The organism is Pseudoalteromonas sp. MTN2-4 (assembly GCF_042848605.1).
In the GTDB taxonomy this organism is placed as follows: Bacteria; Pseudomonadota; Gammaproteobacteria; order Enterobacterales; family Alteromonadaceae; genus Pseudoalteromonas.
On record NZ_BTGK01000002.1, the window covers coordinates 775564 to 800262 of the forward strand.

Consider the following 24699-nt stretch of genomic DNA (forward strand, 5'->3'; position numbering starts at 1 on the left):
CTCCTCGTGATTAGTGGTTAGCGTGTTCGCTCATCGGCATATCACCATCCTGCATAACCTTTTTATCGGCTACTTTGCTGATGGCGATGACTTTAAAATCTTGTGCAGTATCAAAAGTAAATTCGATATTATCACCCGTTTTGAACGTTGAAATATCCAGTTTATTGATAACCTCAAAGTCCATCGTTGCAGGCCCTCTGCCCCACTTTTCAATGGCTTCACGACTGATATTGATGATACGAACGTCAAAATCAATGGCATTGATCACACCATTTACGGTGGCTTGTGTATCTGGCGCTGCGACTTCAGCTTTACCCATTATGTGAATGGCTGAAACCGGATAGCTGCCATCATCTTGTTTGGTGATCTCAAAATGTAAACTGTGGCCTACTTCTAGCGCATCAAAGTCAGCTTGATTAAGCACGCCAAAATCCATCATCATTTGTGGCCATTGCCATGCTTCAACTGGCGCATGGTCGATTGTTACACTTTGCTCTGAATCTGACTTTGCGGTAACCACCCCTTCAGCCCATACAGAAGTTGGCTCTTCGGCAAATTCCATACGTTTAAAGTCAGAGGATTTACTCGATTCAGAGTCAATCAAGAATTGCGCCGATGTGACGACGGTATCGCCTTCATTGAGACCTTCTAATACTTCAATTTGATCTTGATAGACTTGGCCAATTTGCACGGCAATAGACTTAAATTGCCCATCACCCAACGCTAAGACCACGCGATTTTGTTTGCCCGTTCTTATAACTGACTCGATTGGCGTAAGAATGCTATCTTGTTTTGTTTTACCGCTTATTTGCAATTGCGCATACATGTTTGGCTTGAGCGCACCATCTTTGTTTTCAAAACGAAGACGTACACGTAGCGTACGATTTTTTTCATCTAGCGTTGGATATATGTAATCAACTTCACCATGCCAAGCTCGGGCTGGTTGATAGTCTAGAGTCATGTGCACGGGCAAACCAACCGTTACCGACGCTGCATCACGCTCAAAGACTTCGGCTTCAACCCAGACATTGCTTAAATCGCCAATGCTCATCATGGTTGTGCCCGGTTGCACGTAATAACCTTCACGAATTTTTAAGTTGGCAACCACCCCATTTTGCGGCGCATAAAAAGTAACATTCTGGCTAACATTTTTGTCTCGCTGTAACTGCTCGATAAAAATATCGTCAATATGAAGCGCTCTTAATCGAGCCTTGGCGGCTTCTATTAATCCAAACTCTTTGCCACGCAAAGCGATTAAAAACTCTTGTTGTGCGTTTACAAGCTCTGGAGAATACAAGGTATAGAGCGCTTGGCCTTTTTTAACTTTTTGACCAGTTGTTTTAACGAATAGTTGCTCAACCCAACCCGATACCCGCGGGTGAATATGTACAAGGTTGTCTTCGTCATACTGAATATAACCCACGGTATTAATTGTTGCCGTCATGTCTCTCAGTGTGACTTGCGCAGTTCGAACTCCTAAGTTGTTTATCACTTCAGGAGAGATTTTAATTGCTCCCGGCCCGTGCTCATCTTCGCTATTAGACTCTTTGTATACAGGAATTAGATCCATGCCCATTGGAGATTTGCCGGGTTTATCTCGACGGTAGTTCGAGTCCATTGGCGCAACCCAATACAGCGGCTTTTTTTCATCGCTTTGTTCAGCATGCGCACTGTGATCTGCATTTGATTGGGAATAAAAGTACATACCTGCACTGCCCGCTGCAATGCCTAAACTGAGCAATACTGCATTGGTAATAAATTTCGACATCAGAATTGCTCCTCGTAACTGTTTACTTCAGCGAATACTTCGTAGCTGCCATCTTTTTTTAATAACAGCACTTTATAGGCTTGAAACCTTTCATCAATTTCCATCCCAGGTGAGCCTAGTGGCATAGCAGGTACACTTAACCCAATGGCGTTTTCAGGGGGAGATTGCAAAAACTGCTTAATGAATTTCGCAGGTACATGACCTTCGAAGGCAAACCCATCGGCATGCACTGCGGTATGACATGAGCGATATCGCGCTTCAATGCCGTATTGGCTTTTTATTTCGCTCATTTGCGGGGGCGAACAGTTTTTCCCTTCGACCTTAATACTTTGCGAGGTGAGATGATCTAACCATAAGGTACAACAGCCACAAGTCGGGGTTTTCGCAACCAGTAGCTCTATGGCTTTGTCTTGTGAAAAACTGTTGTTTGAAAAAATACTTAAAAATAACGAAAGTGAAAAAATTAACTTTGAGAAAACTCGCATCGCCTGCGCTCCTAATCACAATAAAAACAAAACAATAAAATAGGTGATTAATCGGACACATACGCCAAATTTTAGGCGCACTTATCCTAGGTTAGGCAAAAATCGGCGGGCGATAGAGGTTAGAAATCGTTGCTGCTGGTGGCGTTAACGACGCATTTTGAATTTTTTCAAAACTAGAGAAAAAGCCAAGCGTCTGAACTGATTGAGGTACATAAGTAAAAGCATGACAGGCATTAATCGGGCAAACACATTCAACCTCGCAGCAATCCATTGAAGACATTGTTTCGTCTTGTGACATTATGTCTTTCGACATTCCATCTTGCGCCATAGTATGGTGCATCATGCTATCTTTAGTCATTATGGTCATATCACATTCATGGGCAGCAAAAGCCGTCATTTGGCCAAATGGCGAAACAACTAAACTTAAAAACAGCATGATTGATGCGATGAATTTGAACATAACAACTCAATAGATTTAACTGCTACTAATGCTAAACAATTTTTGTCAGGATGGCAAAGCCTGTAACTATACTTAAATAGCCTAGCAGTAAAGTATTTGCAGGCACAGCATGCATTAACATACTGGGCATTTGCTTATATTGCTTGTATTTCAAAACAAAAAAGCTGTGCCCTTCAAACTGAGCGAAGCGTTCAAAATAGGGTTTAAGTTTTTTTAGATAAGGTTCAAAGAAAGCTTTGATGGCGCTTAAATAGAACATACAGAACGTCGATGCCCCCATGACTTCAAGCATCAAAGTCAGCTCCATCGCTACGAAAATTTCTGGCCCTGCAAACACAACAACAATTAACATTGCCAAGCTGTACCAAGAAAATTGTTTTATTTTTTCAATGAGTTTTTTATTAGGCTTAACTAATAGCTTCATGTCCTTATTTCCTTTTTCATACCTGCGAAATGCTAAATCCAGATACTAGCAAAAAGCGGTTAAATATAAAAACCGATTAATTAACAAACAAATAACAACGGAGTACTGAAGTTATTTCTAAACTTAAAGAGAACGCCATAATCCAAAGGTGATGTTATGAGTAAACTAACGTTGTGGATCATTGGTGGGCTCTTAAGCGCAATTATTGCCTTTATTGCATGGCAGCAACTCACCCCGCCAGATCCATTCCTTGCAAGACAGGTGAAATCAATTGCACCTGCTGAATATAACTATTTGATCGATTTTTACCCCCATATTTCTGAACACCAACGTCCTGAAGAGACGTACCCCTTCCCCATTCCGCTTGGTGGAGTTGGGCCTACAACCAATTTATATTCCGGGCCAAACCAATACCCCTTCTTTTGCATGTCAGTAGATTCAAAAGTCGGTCAGCCTGAAGTAGATAACCAAGAAGGTCTAGGTGTACCAGTCACAAGTGAAACCGGTGAACTTTTGGGTTTCAGTAAAGACTGTGGCGTTAAATCACACTTACAATACTTTGCCATCAATACCGATAAACAGCCCGAAAAACTCACCATTGAACAGGCCAAAAACTATCAAGGAGCACTATTTAGAGCGGAGCAAGGCACAATTAATCGCTTTATTTATACTATTGTCATGCCTATCAAGCCTGAAGAAGTGGGAGACAGATTAGCAAAGTCTAAATGGAACAATCGACTGGTATATCAGTTTAATGGCGGCTCAGGGATTGGTTTTAGACAAGGTCGACAAAAAACCCATAAAGTTATGCAGCGTCAAGTTGACCAACTGCTTGATGGTTACGCCATTATCAGCTCTAGCGGTAATAAAACCAGCTATACCTATAACATGCTACTAGCAGAAGACACCGCTCGGAGAGTTAAAAAGCAATTCACTAGTTTGTATGGTGAGCCACTTTATACAGTGGGTGTAGGCGGCTCGGGTGGCGGCCTTGCGCAGTATCTGATCGCTCAAAATAGCACTGGCATTTTAGACGGCTTGCTGCCCCTTTATAGTTATCCGGATATGATCAGCCAAACCACCTATGCGCTCGATTGCGACCTGTTAAACAACTATTTTACCTTTAGAGCCAATGATAGAAAGGCATGGCGAGACTGGGATAGACGCCGCTTAATTGAAGGCATGAATGCCATTAATGACTTTCCGCAACGGGCAGGTTTTCTGCAACCTCTAAATCAACTTATGGCTGGGTTTGTGCCGAGCTTTCCCGATGGTAACAGCGAATGTATAAACGGCTACTTTGGGCTATCTGCCTATATTAACAACCCAAAACAGGGATTTTTAAGACCTTTATTCGCCGATTCTGTGGTAGAACAGAATAACTGGAGTTATTGGCAAGACATGAAACATGTGCTCGGCACAGACAAGCAAGGTTTTGGCCGTTCAACTTGGGACAACGTGGGGGTGCAATATGGGTTAAATGCACTTCTTGAGAATAAGATAAGTATCGAGGAGTTTTTTGATATCAACTACAACATTGGGGCTTGGAAGTCACAGCCCACAATGCAAGTAGAGCATATCCTTACACCGCTTGGTCCTCACAAACCACTTTGGCTCTCTCTTTGGGGCAGTGAAAACATTTATGAAGCAAACCATGGCCCAGCACAGCGTCATACTGCCAGCCTTGAAGCCATTGAGGCAGCTTACCGCTCGGGCCAGGTCTTTATTGGCAAAGTTGACCTGCCAATCATTGATGCCAGACATTACCTTGAAAATGAGTTAGATATGCATCATATGTCAGCCTCATTTTATAGTCGTTTACGAATAGATAAAGCCAATGGCGATCATAAAAATCACATTATTTGGGTCGCCCATAAAGATCATGACCCAACACAAGCTGCATTTGCCATGATAGATAAATGGCTTTTAAACCTTAAACAAAACCCTAACCTGAGTGTCATTGAGGCAAAGCCACAAGAGTTAGGCGATACCTGCTTCGAAGCCGATGGCAGTACCTATGCAAAAGGCGAGGATGTGTTTGATGGAAAGTGGAATCAAAAGTCAGACGGCGCATGTCAGTCACGTTTTCCAATGTTTAGTACCAGTCGAATTGAATCGGGCGGCCCTTGGGCTGGCGACATCTTCAAATGCCATTTAATTGATGTCGAAACAGCAATAGAAAAAGGCATGTACGGGACCCACCCTATTACAAATTTAGTTGATCAATTAAAGACTGTTTTCCCCCATGGGGTGTGTAATTATGAGCTTGGTGATATGGGGCGCCCAAGTAATATTTAACATCTGTAGGCGCGGGTTTATCCCGCGCTTTTATGAGTGACATAAAATTGTGCCTACAGATCAATACGATCAGTTCTAAAATGTCATCTGCACATTGACTAAATTAAGACCCGGTAGCACCGACTTTATGTCGGGTCCATCAATGCTTTTATATCTGTCGACACGGGTTCACCCAGCGCATTTGTGCGCGACATAAAGTCAGCACCTACAGGGATTAATTATGAATATCTGTTTTAATCGCTTTAAACTCTTGTACAATCAAAACTTGTTTTATGTATGGGAAACTTACATGCACGCTCTTTTCTCTTATGGCACGCTACAGCAACCTCAAGTTCAACTTGATACATTTGGCCGTTTGCTTGAAGGCCAAAAAGATACCTTGATTGGTTACAAGCTCGGGGAAGTTAAAATCACTGACGAAGCAGTCATTAAAAGTAGTGGAAAAGAATACCACCCAATTCTAATTAAATCGGATCTTGAAGAAGACACTGTTGATGGTACGGTATTTTTAATCACAGACGTAGAATTACACCAAGCCGATGAATATGAAGTTGATGACTACCAAAGAGTCGAAGCACAATTAGCTTCAGGTAAAACTTGCTGGATCTATGCGGCAGCATCTTAATTGAATTCATCCAACTACAAATTCGGACCTTTATTTACACTCAATTACACTTAATTTGTATACATAAATAAAAGTCTGACACTAAAATTGAAACACTTGCTTAATAAGCTTTTAAAATTAAACCTTTACTCGTTCTAAACTATAAAAAGGAAAGATAATGCGCAAATTAACTTGTCTCGTTTTGCCATTCGCTTTAGCAACCATTAGCGGTTGCTCCACGGAAACAACTGAATCCGATAATGTAAAAACCCAAGCAATTTGGTCAAATATTTATGTAACATCAGGTGGAGAAGACAGTCGAGTTATCGCTGAACTGAATTTATCAGGAGAGTTTGGCAATAATATTAGTTTATCAAGTTCAGATACACTTGAGGCCACAGTTGCGAACGATACCAAAACCTTAGAAAAACATACTGAGGTATTTGATGTTGATTATCGAGCTGTATTTGAACAATTTAATGAGAATACCGAATATACTGTGAAGTTCGTTCGTTCAGAAGACAATATTACACTGACAAACACCCTCACCTTGCCAGCACCTTTTGAAATTCTTGCACCGCAAACTAACCAATCTTTTTCTAAAGAAGAGCAGCTTGTTATTGAATGGTCTAACTTTAACAGCGGCGATAAATTAGATGTCAAACTCAGCTCAGCATGCAAATTAAAAGACGGCGCGACTCAGTTTAATAATGAATCATTTGACAATATTACTGATGATGGAAAGCTAACCATCGATTTAGACGCCCTAGATATGTTTAAAGATGAGAATTTAAATACCCGCCAAGATTGTACCGTTGATTTACTTGTTGAACGATTCAGGTTAGGAAATGTAGACAGCAATTACGCAACCGGCAGCAAGAGTAGAGCATCTCAACAACGTCGTTTAAAAGACATCATAGTAACCTTGAGATAGCGAAATTATTTTATTTTAAGTTATAAGACCGTTAAATAAATTAACCTCACTGCTCTAAATTAGAACAAATACAATTCTCTTAAGAAGCTTTATAAATTTTAAAGCTTCTTAAAATCATAAGGTTAGAGTAAATACACTTCAAGCGACCAGTTAGTCATATTCCTGTAATAAAAATCCCTCATAATATCCATCATCTTATACAACAACCTATTTAAAGTTATGAACCACTCACCGTTATTGCTCGGATTCACACCCCGTACAATGAACGACTTAGATAATTACAGTGTGCAACATACCTGTCAGTACGACACATTAAAGCTAGATTATGCAAAAGAAGGCATAACCTTTAATTGCGTCTTACCGTACGATGCACAGATCGGTGATGTGATTTCATTATCAGCAACAAAACCTGATGCGAGAGCAGAAAGTTTTAGTGCAGAAACAACTTTAACGAAAGCTGATTTAGAAAATAAGAATGCAATATTAAAGCTGATAGGTGAAGGTGAAACCGATGATTACCTGATGCAGCTTAACTTGCTTGGTTTGCATGGCTCAATAAAAAATTCAGCTGAGTTTAATGCACATATAAAAAGCCAAGCGATTAAAAACAAAAAAATGAACGCTATTTCCCCTTGGCTCATAAGTGCTAAAAAACAGGGGGCAAAACTGGTGTCAGTGATGCTCTCAGCTTTTTAGATTACTAAGCTGTTTTTCAGCTCCGCTAATTTAGCGGAGCTTTTTTTACCAATAAATAAAACCCAAAGGAATAATAAAACCAAAAGCGACTAATATCGCTCTTCTCCCCCAAGGACTATATTTTCCTTTGACCATAAACAATGCGCTTATTGCTAGGAAAATAAGCAAGCCAGCAAATAAATCCGAAAAAACTATCCATGCTTTATGGGTTTCATTTAAATGCAGTCTATTTATAGCTTGAAAAACTGGGCGAGCTTCAATATGTTCAAAAATAAGCTGGTGATTATCAAGGTTAAGGGTGATGTTACCATCATTTTTCAAAAACACTTTAAACTCAGTCGGTGAGGCCCAATACGTTGCTTTTACCTCTAACCCTTCATCGATATAGTTAAATATTTGCGAAAGTAAAATCTCATCACTCGTTTCATGCCACTTAGTAACGGGAGCTTGGATCAGTTTATGTGTTACTTGATAGTTTGGATTCCAGTCATCTTTATGATTCACCGCAATACCAGATACAGCAAAAACTAAAACCATGCCGATGCAAAAATAGCCTACATCTCGATGTAGGCTTCTATTGAAACGATACCAATTAATGTTTCTCAATTTATTGATCAAGGATCGAAACCCCAGTAGGCACTAATTGATATATAACTAACGGCTCAGTGACAGAGGCAGGGTCAAACACTTCATTCTTAGCAATGGCTTGCTGAGCTTTAATTTGCTTTGTGCGCTCAAGATCAAACTCGATTTTATTCAGTTTTCCGGTTGCGATAGCTTGACTGCCTTTTGCACTCATTGGGAAAACCATGTCGCCGTCTCTAACCTTAATTCTCAGATTTTCAAAACGCTTATCAGATGCTATCGTCATCCAGCAGCCTCGCTTTTTACAAACTCCTACAACAGTGCCTTTTATTGTTACAGGCGAACTGAGGTATTTATCTGGCTGTTGCAAAATAGTCGAAATTTTTGTTACTTGCTTCACATCAACTTCTGTACCAAAGTTTAAATTCTTAGCAAATGCCAAATCTGGAAAGCTTAATAATAATAAAGCCGCAACTAACATAGATTTGTAATACATATTATTCCTTATTAATAATCATAAAAATTGTGGTGAGGGCCTCTAGCAGGCGATGCAGTGATTGAATGTAAGAAAGCTTCAAGGGCTTTCATTTCTTCGTAGTTTAAATTTAAAGGCTTTAAAAGCTTTGATGTCACAGGAGACATTTCATCATTAGGGTCTTTAGTAAATTTAAATCCGCCCGCATTATAGACGTTTAATATCCCTTCCATATTGGCGAAACTCCCATTATGCATCCAAGGTTTGGTATTCATAACACCACGTAAGCTTGGTGTTTTAAATTTACCAACATCATCAGGCTGTTTCGTCACTTTGAATCGCCCTAAATCTTCTAACTCACGTTTGTACCATGTAAGCCCTAGGTTATGAAATTTATTGTCACTAAACAATGGGCCCGAATGACAATTCATGCATCGTGCTTTTGTTCTGAATAAATGCAGACCCCAGAGAGCCTGATCTGATAATTTCTTAGAAAATGCCAACTTGGCTTTTTCATTTTTTTGCTTTGAAGATTGTATGAAATAGTCAAAGTCACTCGACCTAGACAAGATGGTTCTTTGATAAGTGGCAAGCGCTTTTGCAATGTCTGTTGCTTTCACCCTATCCGCATTGAATACTTTTTTAAATTCTGCTTTGTAACCTTCATTTTGATTGAGGCGTTGTTCCAACTCTTCAATTGAAAAATTCATTTCCACAGGATCTAAAATTGGCATTAAGGCTTGCTCCTCTAACGAAGCTGCTCTGCCGTCCCAAAATAACGTTTGCCAAAACGCTGAGTTTTCAATACTTGGCGCGTTTCTTCTACCTTTTAATCTATCATGACCGAAAGACACAGCGCGACCATCGGCCCAACCTAAATCTCTGTCATGGCAGCTTGCACAGGCAATTTGTCCTGAGCGAGACAGTCTAGGATCATGAAATAGCTTTTCTCCTAGAAGCACTTTTTCTTTACTAAAAGGATTAGCTTGCGGGAAAGTTGGTATTAGTATTAAACCAATCTCAACATGCTGAACGCCCTCATCTAAGGTTGGCTTTGGCCACAAATGCGCTGGTTGTAAGTATTGCTTTCTTAAATTGTCGATATTTATATCATTTGCCAATGATAGCATTGGCAAAAATATAAATACCAAAGTGATGACGGTAGTAAAACGGTGCATGTTATTTATGCTTTAGCTCAAACATTTCTGGATCTTTAGCTGCCAATTTTTTTGCCGCATTTAACTGAGATGCTTTCACACTAATACAATGTTTTTTCTCATTTTCGCGAGCCGACACAAACTCAGTGCCTAGTTCATGCTTTTCTAATTGAATTGCATGAACATCGTTTGCAGGTTCGTAGCAAAGTGACGCAACAACGGCTGTGGTCAAAAGTAGTGATGTCATAATGATATTTCCTATTATTTATGTGTTTGATATGTTTCTAATATGAGTAATTTAAGCCAAGCCAAAAACGCCGTCCAAGCTCTAAACCCGTCGAAAATGGCGCCACTTGATAGGTACGCTTGTTAAGTAAATTTTCACCTTCGAATGAGAAAGACAAGGTGTGCTTACCAACAAGTGGTACTGAATACTTAACACTGCCACTCAATAACCAGTAAGCAGGCCTTTCTTGAATACTGTAAACTGGGTAGCGAGTTTCACTTGGCTGGCAACCATCACATAAAGATGAAGCACTCTTCACTGATTCAGTTGTGCCTGTGTTGTAAAGTGCATCTTGCTTAGAGTGATATCGAATAAATGAAGAGACAGACCAGTTTCCAAAGCGCCCACCCCAACTCAAGTTGGCAATAATAGGGCGATTAAAATCTTCTTTGACTAAATCAAGGTCATGTTTAGTCACCAACGCGTATTGAGTACTCGGCACTGTGGAACTTTTGATACTACTATTTGCAAGAAATACGAGTTCATCATTGTTGTAGTCAAAGTTTAAAAAGCACTTTGGAAAATCAGGACAAGTGCGCGCTTCACCATCAAAGGTTTTTTCATCCGTGACATTCTTCACGTGTGATACGTTAAATTGCACATGCTGATTATCAAACGATGCCATCCAAGACAGTGAGTAACGATCATATTGACTGTAACCTGAGTTGGCGCCATACAGGATTGATTCTCCCGAATCATTAAACCCTTTTTCTCGATTAATTTGATCTTTGTTGCGTCTGTTTATCCATTTCAACTCCACAGTGCCACCGAATAGTTGATGACGATAAGCCAGTGTAAATTCGTCACTATATGGGGTTTTCAAATCTTCGTAGACATGGCGGTGGCCTCTGTTTTTCAAAGCGCTTTGCCAATTTAACACCCGATTATTAAATGCGGCTCTATACTCGTTATAAGTGGGTAATTTCGCTTCGTTTAATTTGTAATTTAGGCCGTCATTAGCATAATAACGACTCGCGCCAAAGACGAATTGAGCATCATCATTAAAAAAGTTGTAAGAGCCTCTTAGCCTCGGAGAAACATTATGATTTTTAAAAAAGTCGTTGAAATCATAACGAAGACCCGTAGCAACAACTAAGTCTTGCCATTGTATTTCATGATCGACATAGGCCGAGAACTTGTTCATGTTTGCTTCGGACTCAGCCGCTGGTATGACGGTTCTGCCCTGAAAATATTGGCCAGACGCAATAATATTCTCACTGTATAGCAGTAAATCGCTTTCATCTGTGAAATCGAGCGGCCTTCCTAACTCTTGCTCTAGCTGTGAAAGCGGTTTTTTATATTCACTCTCAATACAATCTATGGTGTAGCCTGCGCAGTTAATGTTTGCAGCAGAGACGGCATCATTGAAGGTAATAGAATCTTCTAATCGATTAAACTGTGAATATAAATACTCATATTCAAAACCAACATTGGTTTGATGAACTAAACCATTTGAGATTATCTCTGAAAACTCAAAGTCATGTTTAAACAGTACTGAGCGTTGATTTTTCTCAATATCACCAAAGCCTCCTTCAAGGAAAGTTTTAGAGTAGTGAGACTCAGGAAGGGCTTTACCCGGTTGATTTAACCAAACAAACCAAGCTGGTGGCGCATCTTTTGAATTTTGACTTTGTTTGTACACAAACAAGTTTTCAAAAGCCCCCCATGATCGTTCTCCCTCCCATTTTAAAGAGGCTTTTTGTCCGCCTCCCTCTACGGAATAAGGTGAATTTTTAGCAGTTTCAGCAAAGTACTCTCCACTGTATGGTCCATGAAAAAGATTTAAGGTAAGTGAGTCATTTGCTGTTATCTCATATTCAAATTTAAGCAGTGCATTATAGTTTTCTTGTTGCTCAATCTTTAGATCACCAACGCGTTCTACACTTTCTTTAGAGCTTAAAAGCTGAATTTGGGCAAGAAAGCTTAGGTCAGCTGTGATAGGCGATGACACATAAGCACTGTAAGCACTTTTTTCGAACACAGCATCTTCGTCTTTAAATCGACCTTCATGTCTGGGTGAATAAAACCGATTGTACTTTACAAAGCTATCTGCGGTTTTTCTAAAACTAAAACCCGCTTTTAATTCATCAGCAATCTTTCTAGTGTCGGCAATCACAACGCCACCTGAAAACGCACCATATTTTGCAGGGACATTGCTGTCATACACTTCAATGCTTTCAACCAACTCAAGATTTAAAAAAATTTCCTGACTGTGGCCAACAACGTCATCCAGAAGATCTTTATCTGACATTTCGCTTGAGTCATTTAACAAAGAGTTATTTGAAACACCATCGATTAAATAGGCTGTTTGTGCACCTGAGGCACCAGATATAGATACCTCTGATGGACGAATATTTGAAACCTGATCGGCCGATTGTGCTGATTCGGCATATTGCACTCCCGGAAGTATTGCCAGTACCTCATTCAGATTGCCATTACCGAATCGATAATCTTCAATCATTTTACGATTAAGGTTGTAGCGCCCCTTACTCGAGAAAGAAATTGGGTTAATTTTATCGCCTCGTACTTCTATTACTTCGAGAAGTGAACCACATTTGTCTGACTTTGATTGCGTGTCGCATTTTACAAATTCAGACTGTTCAATTTGCTTATGTGTTGTTGGTGGCTTGCTTTCTTCATTTGAGAAAACAGGAGAAGTTAGCACAAGGCTAACCGCTCCTATATAAAATGTATGCTTCATGACTACTTTTTAGACGCATCTAGAGGATATGCGTCTTGGTCATCATTGACACCATCGTTATCACTATCAAGGTCTAACTCTATCCCAGAGTCAGTGATCATTTGCTCGGTTGCAAAAGGCGCAAAGAAGTTCGCTTTGCCATCACCATCTGTATCTACAGTCGCAATATTCGTTGTTACGAATTGATTTAAAACACTGAGTGCATTGGCAACTTGGTTGATAATTGAATCTATTTCAACCTCACCTAAACCTGATTTATCTTTTAACGCAAGTGCTTGTTCAAATTGACCCAGTTTTATGAGTTGTTCTGAAAACACTGTATAAAAAGTCGCTTTTTGCTGTACAGAGCCATTCGCATCTAATCTTGCTATATTCCACGTTACTAGCTCTGCCCACAGCGCATTGGCTTTGTTTAACTCAGCAGCAAAATTATTATTTTGACCCGCTGATTGCTTAATCGCACTTTGGAGGGCAACAAAGTTTAAATCTCTATAACTCGATTCATTAAAGAACTCATTTGTCGAAATAAATTGATATTCAGCGTCAATATTATTTTCAAGCTGTTTTATAAGGGCAATAGCCTCAGCCAAATATTGATTTGCAGTACTGTGCATACCGCCTCTAGCCAAACTCACAGCAAGTTGCATTGTGTCTTTCGTTTTTTCGCTTAGCTCTTTCTCATCATAGGCTTGAATAGACGCTTTTACCTTTGCGATCACTGACTCTGCTTGGCTTTCTTGTCCAAGCAGTCCATGATGTTTAATTAAATCTAAATGTGCTTGCGCAACGTCTTCGATTAAAACATCTGTGCCCTGAGGAGTGGAGTAATGTGTATTTGCAATGTCACGGCATGCCGCAAGTGCATCAATCGCGTAAGTGTTATACTTTTGTTCAGCGGTTAACCTATTAAGCTCTACAAAAGTATCAAGAAGAAGGTTACAGCCCGTAACACCCGTAACAAATTGTGTTGTATCAAGATTTTGAGCTAGATATTTTTCGTCTTTCAGTACATTTAATGCTTCCAATGCAAACTTGCCAGCAGCCTCATAATGGCCCTGTTCAATTAAAATCGTTGAAGCACCAGGGCTTTTGCTACTGAAGGCTAATAAATTAGTAAATAGCGGCCTAAGGTTCTCATCATCACGGGTGTTAAGTACTTTTTGTAATGCGTCATCTTTATTTGTTGCATTACGAACACTCGCCAATAAACGTGCTTCTTCAGCCTCTTCAATCAGCATACTTCTGTAGAAACTGGTTTCGTCATATTTAACAGCTAAGATATCTTCTACGCTAAGTTCTGGATACAAAACGACAAAGCGAGGCGCCATATCAACTAATCCAAACGGGTATTCTACATGTGTTACGTCAGCATGCTCATCGGCAAGAATTGGGTAGTTTTCGTCAATGCCAGCTACACCATGTAGCGCTAAACCATCAAGTAAAGCCAGTTTCGCGGCTTCTAACTCACCTAGCTTAATATAGTTATCAATTACAAAACCTAAAGCTACTTGACGGACACTATGATAAAACTTTCCTAGATTACCGTTTCTGTCGTTACGAACTTCCCTTGCTGCAATCAATTTAGAGTAACCGTATAAACGGTCATTCATTTCAACAGCTCTCAACTTGTCGGATTCGTTACGGGATGATTGCCAGTATTCGATTTCAGAATCAACTGAATCTCTAAAAGCAAAAACCAGTCGTAATGCTTGTGTTGTCGCATCGCTATCTAGAATCGTCTTGAATAAAATATCAAGAATATTGTAACTCTGATTGGCAAGCTCGAATTCACCTGCCTGCCTGTAAGAAATAGCCAATTCATCAAAAAACATTTGATCGTTTGAGCTGAAATTGGCCAACCCTTTATCTGCGATATGTTTCGTATAAAGGTTATTAGCTCTTAACCTAAATGCATTTGCCTCTGTGTATAGGCCTTGATTGTTGTAATGATTTGAGACTGAAAGAAGTGCATCAGCAAGCTGCTCTTCTTTAACGATCGCACTTTCGGTTAAAAACCTTTCTACTTCTTTGGTTAAACCCGCAGCGGCATAGCCTGAAGCTAAATTTGCATTAAGCAAACCTAAATTCACATCGTTTTTAACTTGTGGCAGCATACTCTCTGCACGTTTTAGATGTGAGTGACTACTTGCGTAATAGTAATATGCACGATCAGCATTGGTAGTTAAGCCTGTGGCTATCGCGATTTCTTTGCTAACAGAAGCGCCATTACTATCTGTCACTGTTAACTCAAACTTATCTTCTGCAACGGTTAATGACTGCGGCGTATAAGTAATTTCACCCGTTTGGCTATTTATTTCAAGCTCACCATTTTCTGGTGAATGAGTAATAGAATAGGTTAATAAATCTTGTTCAATATCAGTGGCAGACACTAAGCCTTTTTTGACTTCTGCACCACTGATCAAGACTTTATCAATTTCGATCACTGGCGCATCATTTACCGACTCAACATTGATTTTAAGTACTGTTTTAACCGTTTCAGTCCCATCAGTGACTGCTACTTCAAGACTATCTTCACCAAAAAAGTTGTCATTCGGTGTGTAGTCTATTTTACCGGTCGAAGGGTCTAATTCAGCAATGCCGTTTGCTGGTGCATTCGCAATAGAATAAGTGAGTGTTTGTGCATCAGCATCTGATGCAGATACCGTTATAGAAGCTGAATTATCTTCTTGCAAAGATAAAGTGAATTCAGCCTGAGAGAATATTGGCGATGTGTTTTTGTCTGCTTCAGTTGAACTTGAGCCACAGGCGCTCAGCATGATTGCACTAACCGCAACAGAGAGTAGTTTTAGTTTCATTAGATTATCCCATTTAAAATCGAAACGGATCCTAATGATAATTATTATTATTAGCAATAACTAAATTAAATTGTTACATATAATAATTAGGAATAAAAAATCTTCACTATTAAACATTGAAATATAAAGAAAATTCTACTTTCTCTTAACTGAGTAGTAAGATTATTAAAAAGACACAGGTGTTTTTGTAAGAGATGAATGAGTCAAATTAATGAAAAAAAGCCCTAAAATTAGAGCTTTAACACTATTTCATTTATTCAACTAAAATGATTTGAAATTATTCAGGAAACGATAATTTTCCCATGCTTACGCCAAATTCAGACGAATTACCAACTAAACACTCGTTTGCCAACACAGCAAATAAAATCGCTTCTTTTGCATCTGGGTCTAAATCAATTTTATTACTGTTTTCAATTACTATGTCAGTAGAGACTAATCCCTGAATTCTTTGCATCAATATTGGATTATGCACCCCACCACCACTGGCATACACATTTAGTTTTTTACTTTCTGAAAGGTAATTTAGCTGCTCAGCTATTAGTAAAGCACTCAACTCACACAAGGTTGCCATAACATCTTCATGTTTCAAGTAAGTGGTATTTGAGCTTTCCTGTGCAGTTTGTAAGTAAGCTAAATTAAATACCTCTGGTCCTGTTGATTTAGGGAGTTCTAACCCAACAAAATCGTTATCTAAAAGCTTAGATAATAAAGCTTGGTTAACGCAGCCTTTCGAAGAAATAGCGCCATCACTATCAAACGCTTGGTCGAAGTGCTTCTGCATATAGGCGTCCATGATGGTGTTACCTGGGCCCAAATCACTACACAGCATGTCGTCGAAGCTACCTGCCTTTGGTAAATAAGTGATATTGGCGATGCCGCCTAGATTCAATAAAACACGGTGTTCAGAATTCGATGAGAAGCAAAAATAATCGCCAAACTGTGCAAGTGGCGCACCTTCACCGCCAGCCGCAATATGCTTTTGTCTAAAGTCGCTCAAAGTGACTATGCCCGTCTCGACAGCAAGGTGATCACCATCACCGATTTGTAAGGTGGCATTACCAAAATCTTCATAATCATGCTGATGCTGAGGGCAGTGATAGATTGTTTGACCATGACTGGCTATGGCATCTATATCTTTGGGATTAACTTGCCACGCTTTTAAAGCTTGGTTGATCAGTTGACCGTGATACTTCCCTATCCAAGGGTTTAGAAGTGTGAGATATTCTAGCGATACTTGTGGTTTGGAAAATACAGTTCTAATTTTACTTTTAACTTCATCAGGGTAATCAACTGTTTTAAAGTGTTTTAAAGTCACTTCGGTACCCGTGCCACAACCACTTATTTCACACATAGCGATGTCTAGCCCATCTAATGAGGTACCACTCATTAAACCAATAATCTGGCGTTTTGGTTTTTGTGAAATGTGGTATAGCTGTTCAATGTTTTTGCGCACTTTTAAGCCCCAAACCCTAATTGTTTCACTTTACTCAGCACCGCTTGATAACGAATATCTGTACAACAGCCAAACCCAGCGCGTTGTCGAAATTTCGAAGATGTCGATAGAGGTGAAGTCATGCCTGTTAAGAAACGGGTGAGTATTGCTAAACTTGGCGCAACACCTATTTGCATTAAATGTTGCCTCAATGCATTCAAGTCATTTCTTAATGCTTCATCTGATGGGAACTCAGTTAATTTAGACTGCTCAAGTTTAGCAACTTGTCCTCGACACGCTGAGCAGTGACCGCACTGCTCTAGCGCATTTATGTCATCAAAATATCTTGCCAAGTTGTAACTCAAGCACGTATTTAACTCAAAGAAACGAAGCATAGCAGCAATACGCTTAACCTCAGCTTGCTCTTTTTCAATAAAGTAGTCAGCAAGCTCTTTCGCTAAATCTGGCTGAGCTAACTTACTTTCATCAACTTGATACACTTGCATCATTCGCTTTGATTCAAGCTCAATAAGCCCTTGTTCATGTAAATAATCTAAGGCGGCAACAATGCGGTTTCTGTCATGGCCTTGTTGCACTAAGGCTTGAATATCAACAGTACCCCACACTTTTTTAAATTGTGTATTGGCAAATATTTGCTGGATAAATTGCTGACGATTTGGATCAAACAGGCTTAAAATTTTGTGCTCCGTGTGCAACCATTTAAATCTAAAGTCGGCATAAAACGCGTATTTAGCTTCTATCACACCTTTTAATTCGAGTTGTACTAGCAGGGTTTTGAGCGCAAGGAGCCTTATATTACTGACCTTAGACGCACTGAGTTCTTGCATTTCCCACAAACCATGCTGTTGCTGAGATTGAATTTCTTCTATCAGTGCTTGAATACTCGTTTGCTCAGGCGTATCGGCATATACAAAGTTCTCAAGCGTAGCAACACCATCTAAACTAGCTAGCGTGATACATTCAGAAAACTGTCCATCACGGCCTGCTCGCCCTATCTCTTGGCTATAATTTTCTATCGATTTTGGCAAGTCATAGTGCACCACAAAACGGATATCTGATTTATCTATACCCATACCAAACGCAATGGTTGCTACAATCACTTGTTTTTGGTTATCCATGAAGTCATTTTGAATATTTTGACGAAGACCATCGTCTAAACCTGCATGATATGCAGCAGCATTAATGCCCGCAGCTTGTAATTGCTTTGCGACTTGTTCGGCTTGTTGTTGCAGCGTTACATAAACAATCCCAGCCCCAGTTTGCTGTTTTAAATAACCTATAAGTGCGGGAACTTTGTCTTCTTCGGGATAAGCATAAACGCTTAAATCTAGATTAGCGCGATAAAACCCCGTTTGAACGATATGCTCAGGTTTTATATCAAAGCGGCTAGCCATGTCGTGCTTTACTTTTTTTGTGGCTGTCGCAGTTAATAACAATACCAGTGGAATATCTAATTCGTTACGATAGTCAGGTAACTTAAGATAGTCAGGCCTAAAGTTATGACCCCATTCAGAGATACAGTGCGCTTCATCAACGACCAGCATAGAAATTGGTACTTGCTTAATGAATTCTCTAAAACGCTCGTTTTTAAAACGCTCAACCGAAATCATCAATACCTTGGTGCTGCCATTTCTAACATTTTGCATCACCGACTGACTTTCTTCTCGACTTAACGTGGAATCTAAACTGGCTGCATTAATGCCTTTGCTTGTTAAGAACTCAAGCTGATCTTTCATTAACGCCAGTAATGGCGAAATCACTAAAGTTAAATCGGGTAACTGTAATGCTGTTAGTTGATAGCATAAGGACTTGCCTGACCCCGTTGGAAAGATAGCAAGGCTAGAATGGCCGTTTACTAGCTGGGTGATTGTTTGCTCTTGGCCTGGTCTAAATTCTGAGAAGCCAAAATATTGCGCTAAGGTTTGATGAAGCACCGACTCGGTCATGATGCGAAATTCCATGTTAACAACTGCTTAGCTAAGATAGCATATTATCAACCCCAAATAATACTAACGATCTTATCATCAGAGTTGATATACCAACTGTTTAACGTGGTGTTTAGCGTTTAAAACGCACGACTAATTCAACCATATCTTGAGATACTTGAGTGAGTGTTTGGCTTGCCTGCTCAACACTTGAAGCGCTGTTTAAACTGTCACTCGCTAGTGAAGCAATATTAACGACTTGCTGATTAATATCGTCTGAAACATTTGCTTGCTCTTCGATGGCTGCTGCAATTTGCAATGACATATCATTAATTTTGTCAATCGATTCATTAATTTTAACTAACATATCGCTGCTTTGTAACAAATGAGTCATGCCCTGCTGAGATTCTTGCTCACCTTGTTCAGCCACTATAACCGCATGCTCTGTACTTTGTGATAATTCATTGATAATTCCTTGGATTTCTTGTGTAGATTGCTGGGTTCTTTTAGCAAGACTGCGAACTTCATCAGCAACGACAGCAAAGCCTCGCCCTTGCTCACCTGCACGAGCAGCCTCAATTGCAGCATTTAGAGCTAACAAGTTTGTTTGCTCCGCGATTTGTTCAATAAATTGCGCTGCATCTGCGATACGTGAAGTTTGCTTTGATACTCCTTCTACAGATTGCTTGATGTTTAACACAGTATTCGTCAATGACTCAATTGCACGCTTAGTTTGCTCGCTGTATTGCGCACTTTGTGTTGCAAGATCGTGTGATTGACCCGCTTGCTCAGCCGTTGCTTGAACATGACCCGACACATCGTTAATGGTCATACTCATTTCGTTCATAGCTGTTGCGACTTGCTCAGTCTGTAATTGCTGCTGTTCTAATTGTGTATTGGCATTTTGCGCCATAGCTAAAGAGGAGCTAGCTCCTTTAGATACATGCTTTGCCGCATCAGCAATACGGGTAACAACGGTGTCTAAGTGCGCTCGCTCACTGAGAATTCGTACATGTAAGTCAGCAATGTCACTTGGGTAAGTTGAATAAACAGACTTAGCAATGTCATCACTAAAGCTACTCGAAAGCTCATTGCTTAATGCTTTAAAGTAGTAGTTCTTTTGTTTGCTTTTTAGGACGATGGTTAAAATAGTGGCAAGAATAGAAGAAGCAAAAGCCGCGACTTGATAACCTGAAATAAATGCAGCCACACATAAAGCCAAAATGACTGCGAGTGCTGCGTAATAAGTATCGACTCGGAAGTTAAACCCGGTTTTATTCTGTTCCGCTTGAGCGTAAATAAGTTCAGCACGCTTAATTGCTGATTCATTCGGTACACTTCTGACCGACTCGTACCCGACTACTTTGCCATGCTCTGTGACAGGGGTAACGTAGGCATCAACCCAGTAGAAATCACCATTCTTACAACGGTTTTTAACCAACCCCATCCACGGCTTACCTTGTTTAAGTTCTGCCCACATGGTTTTGAATGCCACTTCAGGCATATCAGGGTGACGAACAATATTGTGGGGTTGACCAATCAACTCTTCTCTACTGAAACCGCTGATAGCAATAAATTCTTCATTACACTCGGTAATATTGCCTTGTAAGTCTGTCACAGAGATTAATTTCACATCAGAAGAAAAGGTTTTGCGATTTGCAGTAATTGGCTGGTTGTTTCTCATTATGCCCCTCTAATGTAAAACAGCAGAATTTAGATTGATTTCGGGGCACGAAATCTACTAATAAATTATTTATTACGCAAACAATATTTAATAATTAGCGTAAAAATCAATACTAAATAACTATAAAAATTACACGCTTTGCGCTGATTCAATAATGATCCTATTTTAGGTGTCGAACGTATTGAAAATCTTGTAAAATCTTCCACTCTCAACACCGTCTCACTTTTTTAAAGAATGGTAATTTATAAAGGAGCATTTTGTGTCTCGTTTTTCAGCGCTCACTGACAACCCGCATGAGGGTCGTTTTAATAAAAAGACTGGTATTTTGGTAACCAACTTAGGGAGCCCGGATGCACCAACGCCTAAAGCCTTACGTGTTTATTTGGCCGAATTCTTATCTGATCCAAGAATTGTCGAGATACCGCGCCTAATATGGTTAATGATACTTCATGGGATTATTTTACGAATTCGCCCAAAGAAATCAGCCAAAGCTTATGAAAGTATTTGGACTGAAAACGGTTCGCCGCTTATTCATATTTCTCAGCAACAAGCAGACAAAATTGCCGAGAAGTTAAAAGCCAATAATCATAACGTAGAAGTCGAGCTTGCGATGCGTTATGGCAACCCTTCAATTGAAGCAGGTTTGGAAAAACTAAGAGATAAAGGTATCACTCGCATTGTCGTGTTTCCTTTATACCCTCAGTACTCAAGCCCGACAACTGGCTCAACATTTGATGCGATTGCACGTGTATTAAAAAAATGGCGCTGGGTTCCTGAGTTCCATTTTATCAATGGCTATCACACAAACCCACTATACATAGAGTCTCTTGCTAATAGTATTCAAGAAGACTTAGATAAACATGGTACGCCACAAAAAATTGTTTTCTCTTACCATGGCATGCCAAAACAATTCTTAGATCACGGTGACCCGTATCACTGCCTATGTCATCAAACCACGCGCTTAGTTGTTGAAAAATTAGGCTTAGATAAAGAACTAGTTATGACGACTTTCCAAAGTCGCTTTGGTAAAGCTGAGTGGTTAAAGCCATACACTGATGCAACCCTAGAATCTTTTCCTAAAGAAGACATCAAAGATATTGCCATTATCAGTCCGGCATTCAGCGCTGACTGCTTAGAAACATTAGAAGAATTAGAGGAAGAAAATCGCGAGATTTTCGAAGAAGCAGGTGGTGAAAAGTATCGCTATATTGCAGCCTTAAATGACAGAGATGATCATATTGACGCATTATATGATGTGTTAAAGCCAAACTTATAAACACATAATAAACAGGCACTCATTTTGGTGAGTGCCTAACTTTGAATACTATTTATTAAGCATATCTAAGCAAACTGATATCGGTTGAGCTGGGCTATAAAAGAACCCCTGCACATTATGACACCCAAATTGTTTTAACATATTAACTTGGGATTCCTGTTCAACCCCTTCTGCAATTAATTGTGTGCCAATATCATCACCTAATTCAACAAGGTATTTCACCATAGCTTGCTTTTTCTTGTCATCGATAAGCGTATCAATAAAAGAACGATCAATTTTAACGAAATCAACCTGACTCTCTAATAGATGGCTTAACGAAGAATAACCAGTACAGAAATCATCTAGCGCAATTTGCACGCCTCTCTTTTGAAGATCACCCAGTACTTGCCACGTATATTGATTGGCAGCTACAGATTCAGTCACCTCAATCGTTAATGCATTATAAGGCAAGTTGTTTTCTTCAATCGCGTTGATAATCTGTTTATATTGATCGTTACTTGCTTTGAATTCATTAACAGAGCGGTTAATAGAAATTGATATATGTGTATGACCTTGTCTGTGAATTTTAGCCAAGTCTTTACAGCTCTTTTCTAGTACAAACTGACCGATTTGATGGATAAGACCAAACTCTTCGGCAATTGGAATAAACTGCCCCGGTGAGATAGCACCAAGCTCACTATCAGACCAACGCACAAGTGCTTCGAACTTGCAAATTTTCCCTGTCGTTGAATCAATTATAGGCTGGTAGTGCACTGAGAGTAGTTGGTATTTTATGGCCTCTTTGAGTTTGTCTCTGAGGTGTATTTTCTGTAAATAAGCATTTTGAATAGCTTCATTGTAAAGTGCAATTTGACCTGGTGACGTTTTCTTTGCTGAGCCCAAAGCATGCGTTGCATGACTGATTAAAGTTGATGCAGTCAAGGGTTGATTTGATGTTAATTCTGCTACACCAATACAAGCTGTGATCTCTACCGACAATTCATTAAATACATATGGAAGAGATATTTTAGACTGAATTTTCTCAGCCACAAGCATCGCATTATCTATGCCGCTGTTCTGGAGTAAAATAGCAAATTCATCACCACCATAACGACAAACTATATCCTGCCGGCGTACGCCATTCTTTATTCGCTTAGCTACTGACAATAAAACATTATCACCAATCTCTGAGCCATAAACGTCATTGACTTCTTTAAACCGATCTAAGCCAATAAATAAAACTACAGACTCTTTTTTCTTCGCGCGGTTTTCCGAAATAACTTGCTCTAAGTTTTCTAAAAAAGAGCGACGATTGGTCAGGCCTGTAAGCGGTTCATGATTTGCGTAAAACGTTAATTGGGCTTCATTACGCTTCCATTCAGTAATGTCTCTGAATATCGCGACATAATTTGTAGGTTGATTTAACTCATCTTTAACAACACTTAAAGTCAATTCTTCTGGAAAAATTTGACCATTTTTACGTCGATTATAAATTTCACCTTTCCATGTACCCGAAGTGTCTAGCGCATGCCACATATTTTTGTAAAACTGTTCGCTTTGCTGACCTGATGAAAGGACCCCAGGGTCTTGGCCCATTAGTTCAAAGCCTTTATAACCTGTCAAATCTTCAAATGCTTTGTTGACCATGATGATTTTGTTTTCATGATCTGTGATCATAATAGCGTCTGTTGCGTGTTCGAAAACCACATTGGTTAATTCTAGCTGCTTTGTTAGTGCATTGATTTGAGATATGTCTTGCACTGTAGCAGTAAAAACACGTTCAGATATTGGGCCGGTTTCGTTTTCAATATGCCCAATAATGCGCATCAGGCCTTTGCGCTTAGACAATAACTTATGACGCACTGTGGTATCGATTTGCTCAATATCCCCAAGCTTTAAAAGCAAGAGCAAGTCTTCGAGTCTCTCTTTATCTCTAGGCTCTAAACACTCTAAAAAACAATCTAGACTTAACTCTATATCATAATGTTTGCCAATAAGATGGCGCATTTCTTTACTAAACCAATGCTTATCTTGTTCTAGATGCCAATTCCAAGAACTCAGTTTTGCAATGCGTTCACCTTTAGCAAGCTGCTTTAAAATCAAATCTTGTGAAGCCATTTCTAAATTATGATTTAGTTCAGCCCCAACGATGTAACTTAATTCTTTTAAAAACGATTGCTGACTTTCATCTAACAGGCGTTCGTCTTCATACATACAAACCATGATCCCAATCGGCATGTGATCTAACGCTCGTAAAGTGACACCAGCATAACTATTGATGTTTAAAACTCTTAATAATTCATCATCAAGATAAGTCTCTTGCAAACAATGATTAAGCATGCAGACCCCTTCACTATCTTGCGCATCATTGCAAGGGGTACCTGCAAGGTCATAAGTGATATTTGGTTGCAAAACTCCGTCCTTAGCATAACAAATTGTTTGTACTTGAGTTCTTCTATTAATAAATTGACCTATTAGGCAATGAACCGGTTCAAGCTTATCAAACATCATTTGAATGGCTTGTTCATACCTAGCTTGGCTATTCTCAAGACTGTAAAAATGGCTAAAAGAAAGTGTCATATGACCCACTAAATAAAAGACGTATATACAAAATGCACGAATCGTAATAATAATGGAAGGGTTTTGAAGTGTTTTGTAGTTAGATCAAAAAAATGCAGATAAATTGCTGCAAC

The 24699-nt window shown here is 39.5% G+C and carries 19 protein-coding genes; 5 read left to right on the forward strand and 14 right to left on the reverse strand.

The genetic code is table 11. The annotated features are described in order from the left end of the window. Positions 1–10 precede the first annotated feature (10 nt). From ACGHEH_RS08340 to ACGHEH_RS08355, 4 genes are all read right to left on the reverse strand, one after another. Positions 11–1768, reverse strand: a complete 1758-nt coding sequence (locus tag ACGHEH_RS08340; protein ID WP_390443901.1) for an efflux RND transporter periplasmic adaptor subunit — start codon at positions 1766–1768, stop codon at positions 11–13. Next, entirely contained in the window at positions 1768–2253 is a 486-nt protein-coding gene (locus ACGHEH_RS08345; RefSeq protein ID WP_390443904.1) for a DUF411 domain-containing protein, read from the reverse strand. The genes ACGHEH_RS08340 and ACGHEH_RS08345 overlap by 1 nt, the downstream gene beginning before the upstream one ends. Positions 2254–2344: 91 nt before the next feature. Then, entirely contained in the window at positions 2345–2713 is a 369-nt protein-coding gene (locus tag ACGHEH_RS08350) for a hypothetical protein (RefSeq protein ID WP_390443907.1), read from the reverse strand. Positions 2714–2744: 31 nt separating this feature from the next. Next, a complete protein-coding gene (locus ACGHEH_RS08355; RefSeq protein WP_390443908.1) occupies positions 2745–3137 on the reverse strand; it encodes a hypothetical protein in 393 nt (130 codons plus the stop codon). 156 nt (positions 3138–3293) lie between these two features. Here ACGHEH_RS08355 and ACGHEH_RS08360 point away from each other — a divergent pair, with 156 nt between their 5' ends. The 4 genes from ACGHEH_RS08360 to ACGHEH_RS08375 all read left to right on the forward strand — a co-directional run bounded on the left by ACGHEH_RS08360 (position 3294) and on the right by ACGHEH_RS08375 (position 7669). Beyond that, complete coding sequence (locus tag ACGHEH_RS08360; protein WP_390443911.1) at positions 3294–5435, forward strand: DUF6351 family protein; 2142 nt, start codon at positions 3294–3296, stop codon at positions 5433–5435. A 289-nt stretch (positions 5436–5724) separates the two neighbouring features. After that, positions 5725–6060: a gamma-glutamylcyclotransferase family protein gene (locus ACGHEH_RS08365; RefSeq protein WP_390443914.1), complete on the forward strand. Its 336-nt coding sequence runs from the start codon at positions 5725–5727 to the stop codon at positions 6058–6060. 157 nt (positions 6061–6217) lie between these two features. Continuing rightward, positions 6218–6973 carry a hypothetical protein gene (locus tag ACGHEH_RS08370; RefSeq protein ID WP_390443916.1) on the forward strand — a complete coding sequence of 252 codons (756 nt, stop codon included), beginning with the start codon at positions 6218–6220 and terminating at the stop codon, positions 6971–6973. A 261-nt stretch (positions 6974–7234) separates the two neighbouring features. Continuing rightward, positions 7235–7669: a hypothetical protein gene (locus ACGHEH_RS08375; protein WP_390443919.1), complete on the forward strand. Its 435-nt coding sequence runs from the start codon at positions 7235–7237 to the stop codon at positions 7667–7669. 45 nt (positions 7670–7714) lie between these two features. Here ACGHEH_RS08375 and ACGHEH_RS08380 read toward each other — a convergent pair whose 3' ends face one another. The 9 genes from ACGHEH_RS08380 to ACGHEH_RS08420 all read right to left on the reverse strand — a co-directional run bounded on the left by ACGHEH_RS08380 (position 7715) and on the right by ACGHEH_RS08420 (position 20751). Further along, a complete protein-coding gene (locus tag ACGHEH_RS08380; protein ID WP_390443921.1) occupies positions 7715–8287 on the reverse strand; it encodes a PepSY-associated TM helix domain-containing protein in 573 nt (190 codons plus the stop codon). Beyond that, on the reverse strand, positions 8277–8750 hold the full coding sequence (locus ACGHEH_RS08385; RefSeq protein ID WP_349287618.1) for a DUF4920 domain-containing protein: 474 nt from the start codon (positions 8748–8750) through the stop codon (positions 8277–8279). Before ACGHEH_RS08385 ends, ACGHEH_RS08380 begins: the two co-directional genes overlap by 11 nt. A gap of 11 nt (positions 8751–8761) precedes the next feature. Continuing rightward, a complete protein-coding gene (locus ACGHEH_RS08390; protein ID WP_390443924.1) occupies positions 8762–9907 on the reverse strand; it encodes a cytochrome-c peroxidase in 1146 nt (381 codons plus the stop codon). A 1-nt stretch (position 9908) separates the two neighbouring features. Then, on the reverse strand, positions 9909–10133 hold the full coding sequence (locus tag ACGHEH_RS08395; RefSeq protein WP_390443927.1) for a hypothetical protein: 225 nt from the start codon (positions 10131–10133) through the stop codon (positions 9909–9911). 37 nt (positions 10134–10170) lie between these two features. Then, positions 10171–12873, reverse strand: coding sequence for a TonB-dependent receptor plug domain-containing protein (locus tag ACGHEH_RS08400; protein ID WP_390443929.1), 2703 nt, complete (start codon positions 12871–12873; stop codon positions 10171–10173). Between the two features lie 2 nt (positions 12874–12875). Beyond that, positions 12876–15689: a cadherin-like domain-containing protein gene (locus tag ACGHEH_RS08405; RefSeq protein ID WP_390443931.1), complete on the reverse strand. Its 2814-nt coding sequence runs from the start codon at positions 15687–15689 to the stop codon at positions 12876–12878. 277 nt (positions 15690–15966) lie between these two features. After that, entirely contained in the window at positions 15967–17142 is a 1176-nt protein-coding gene (locus ACGHEH_RS08410; protein ID WP_390443934.1) for an anhydro-N-acetylmuramic acid kinase, read from the reverse strand. A 2-nt stretch (positions 17143–17144) separates the two neighbouring features. Next, the gene (locus ACGHEH_RS08415) at positions 17145–19088 is read right to left on the reverse strand and encodes an ATP-dependent DNA helicase RecQ (RefSeq protein WP_390444195.1); all 1944 of its coding nucleotides are present in this window, start codon (positions 19086–19088) and stop codon (positions 17145–17147) included. Between the two features lie 112 nt (positions 19089–19200). Beyond that, positions 19201–20751 (reverse strand): methyl-accepting chemotaxis protein, encoded by a 1551-nt coding sequence (locus ACGHEH_RS08420; RefSeq protein ID WP_390443936.1) that lies wholly within the window; start codon positions 20749–20751, stop codon positions 19201–19203. Positions 20752–21010: 259 nt separating this feature from the next. On the opposite strand from ACGHEH_RS08420, the gene hemH reads away from it, so the two are divergent. Then, positions 21011–22027, forward strand: coding sequence for a ferrochelatase (hemH, locus tag ACGHEH_RS08425; RefSeq protein WP_390443939.1), 1017 nt, complete (start codon positions 21011–21013; stop codon positions 22025–22027). Between the two features lie 48 nt (positions 22028–22075). On the opposite strand, the gene ACGHEH_RS08430 is transcribed toward hemH, so the two are convergent. Next, complete coding sequence (locus ACGHEH_RS08430) at positions 22076–24586, reverse strand: putative bifunctional diguanylate cyclase/phosphodiesterase (protein WP_390443941.1); 2511 nt, start codon at positions 24584–24586, stop codon at positions 22076–22078. Positions 24587–24699 lie beyond the last annotated feature (113 nt).

Bases quoted from the DNA above. Each gene is read 5' to 3' on its own strand.
- ACGHEH_RS08390 (WP_390443924.1), bottom strand. From the start codon at position 9,907: ATGCACCGTTTTACTACCGTCATCACTTTGGTATTTATATTTTTGCCA.
- ACGHEH_RS08400 (WP_390443929.1), bottom strand. From the start codon at position 12,873: ATGAAGCATACATTTTATATAGGAGCGGTTAGCCTTGTGCTAACTTCT.
- ACGHEH_RS08345 (WP_390443904.1), bottom strand. From the start codon at position 2,253: ATGCGAGTTTTCTCAAAGTTAATTTTTTCACTTTCGTTATTTTTAAGT.
- ACGHEH_RS08420 (WP_390443936.1), bottom strand. From the start codon at position 20,751: ATGAGAAACAACCAGCCAATTACTGCAAATCGCAAAACCTTTTCTTCT.
- ACGHEH_RS08350 (WP_390443907.1), bottom strand. From the start codon at position 2,713: ATGTTCAAATTCATCGCATCAATCATGCTGTTTTTAAGTTTAGTTGTT.
- ACGHEH_RS08385 (WP_349287618.1), bottom strand. From the start codon at position 8,750: ATGTATTACAAATCTATGTTAGTTGCGGCTTTATTATTATTAAGCTTT.
- ACGHEH_RS08360 (WP_390443911.1), top strand. From the start codon at position 3,294: ATGAGTAAACTAACGTTGTGGATCATTGGTGGGCTCTTAAGCGCAATT.
- ACGHEH_RS08430 (WP_390443941.1), bottom strand. From the start codon at position 24,586: ATGACACTTTCTTTTAGCCATTTTTACAGTCTTGAGAATAGCCAAGCT.
- ACGHEH_RS08405 (WP_390443931.1), bottom strand. From the start codon at position 15,689: ATGAAACTAAAACTACTCTCTGTTGCGGTTAGTGCAATCATGCTGAGC.
- ACGHEH_RS08395 (WP_390443927.1), bottom strand. From the start codon at position 10,133: ATGACATCACTACTTTTGACCACAGCCGTTGTTGCGTCACTTTGCTAC.
- ACGHEH_RS08415 (WP_390444195.1), bottom strand. From the start codon at position 19,088: ATGACCGAGTCGGTGCTTCATCAAACCTTAGCGCAATATTTTGGCTTC.
- ACGHEH_RS08340 (WP_390443901.1), bottom strand. From the start codon at position 1,768: ATGTCGAAATTTATTACCAATGCAGTATTGCTCAGTTTAGGCATTGCA.
- ACGHEH_RS08370 (WP_390443916.1), top strand. From the start codon at position 6,218: ATGCGCAAATTAACTTGTCTCGTTTTGCCATTCGCTTTAGCAACCATT.
- ACGHEH_RS08365 (WP_390443914.1), top strand. From the start codon at position 5,725: ATGCACGCTCTTTTCTCTTATGGCACGCTACAGCAACCTCAAGTTCAA.
- ACGHEH_RS08355 (WP_390443908.1), bottom strand. From the start codon at position 3,137: ATGAAGCTATTAGTTAAGCCTAATAAAAAACTCATTGAAAAAATAAAA.
- ACGHEH_RS08375 (WP_390443919.1), top strand. From the start codon at position 7,235: ATGAACGACTTAGATAATTACAGTGTGCAACATACCTGTCAGTACGAC.